The sequence below is a fragment of the Selenomonadales bacterium genome (genome assembly GCA_017442105.1).
Taxonomy (GTDB): Bacteria; Bacillota; Negativicutes; order RGIG982; family RGIG982; genus RGIG982.
On the sequence record JAFSAX010000125.1, the window covers coordinates 1 to 1,963 of the forward strand.

Below are 1,963 nucleotides of genomic sequence, written 5' to 3' on the forward strand. Positions count from 1 at the left end.
CATTGCCGCCTTCTCCTTCAGAGCCACTGCCTTCATTGCCGCCTTCTCCTTCAGAGCCGCTGCCTTCATTGCCGCCTGTACTGTCCGCTTTTAGACTACCTTGACCGTTAGTCGTGCTGAATTCGATATCACCGACTGCTTGTGTAACAGATGCTGTCGTAAGGCCTTCTGCGATCTGTACATAGCCGTCAAGATTACGTTCACCCGATACATAGCTCGAGTAATAGAGCTTATGAGCAAGAGCATCAAGTACAGCTTCTACCGTATCTTTCATCGACACATCAATGCCGTTGTTATCGGTGCGGAGCGTAATGGAAGAGTCTTCCGCGGCTTTGGTGATCGTCGTATCGCCGCCGAGGATATTGGTCGGAGTCTGTGTATCATGCGTATACGTTACCATCGTATGTCCGCTGTAGTTGTCGATGGTGAGATCTTTGCTCTTGGCAGTCTGGTTGATGATGCCCATCGCATCTTTACTGCTGCCGCCATAGAAGTTGGTCACGCGGCTCTTCTCGCCGTTGCCGATATCTTCGTTATCCTGATAGTAGCGCGAGTTGTTCGCTTCATTCGTCCATACAGCGCCGTTCTGCAGATAGAGGTTCGCCGTAGAACCGTTGTCGATGATACCGCTTAAGTGCGAGTTCGCCGTAGTAAGTGCGAGCGATACGCTTGCATCTGCCGCATCTTCTTTTTTCAAGACAAAGATATCGCCGTCGATGTTGACATCATTTGCACCTACTGTCTTGCCGTCTGCACCGAGGTTCATCGCAACGTCGCCGCCATAGGAAGCAAGTGCATAGTAAGCATAGTCTGTGCCTTTCGGTACGGTGATCTGTCCGCCTTTTGCAACGGTGATGGAACTGTCATCAGCGACAGTAGCGATGCCGTTGCCGTATACGTCGATATCAACATTGCCATCTACAAGGATATTACCTTTTTCGACTTTGGTAATGATACCTGTATTGTTGTAGCGGGAGATGACGTTATCCTTACGGAGACCGATGCCCCAATCCTGGTTCGTCTCGCCTTTGATATTGACGTTGCCGTACTCAACATGGATAGTAGATGCTGCTGCCGCTTCCTTGCTGTCTTCGCCCCAACGGTCGGTCTTGGCAATAGCGATGCCGTTCCCACCCATACCGCCGTCTACACGGATATTAAGATCCCTTGTTTTGAGCTTAGTGCCTGCTACGATGGTCAGCGAGGAGCCGCCATTATCAGACGGGTCGAGCCAGACGGCATTCGTCAGCGAGTTGCCGTTTTCGGGGCTCTTGGTGATGATATTAAGTCCTCTAGTTGTCTTGACTTCTACGTTCATATCGGGAGCAACATAGATGCCGACAGGAGTTGCTGTATCGTTCTCGACCTGAACATTAGCAGCCTTAGAACCAGCATTTACAACCGTTGTTTTTTCAGGGCGTATCGCTGCCAAGATATTATTGTCAAGGTCAGTATACTGTATGTCGGTTACATACAGGTTTTTCCCCATCCCACCAGTCAATGGTGCTGTTGATGTCTTACTGTCAATTTCTTTCCAGAGATGTGCCGTATTGTTTACCAATTCACTGCCTTCACGCAGTTTGGCAAGCTCGCCTGCTACTTGGTCAGTCTTGATAGTGTCCCACGTGTAGAGCTGATTGTAGGCAGGGTTGGTCGTGAAGTCGTCTGCCCCGAAGACAGTGGGGTCAGTCTCTCCGTCGGTGAAGATGTTGAGTTCGTTGCCTACCTGCATCCACAGGCGGTTCGTATCGTATTCGGCATCGATCCTGCCGAACCAGCCGTCAGCGCCTTCTTTGGCATAGACTTTTTCCCAGTCGTTAGGCGTATCCGATACGAGGTTGGATACGGTCGTTTTGTATACGTCGAGGTTGATCGACGAACCGTAGTTGGCGATGTTATAACACATGATGTATGCGGTGCCGTTCGGCAGTACTTTGATACTGCGCATTTCGCGGCCTACGCC

General features: G+C 50.5%; 1 protein-coding gene. It reads right to left on the reverse strand.

The annotated features are described in order from the left end of the window. The coding region (locus tag IJN28_04830) for an autotransporter outer membrane beta-barrel domain-containing protein (protein MBQ6713093.1) at nucleotides 1–1,948 on the reverse strand (1,948 nt) is incomplete at its 3' end. Nucleotides 1,949–1,963 lie beyond the last annotated feature (15 nt).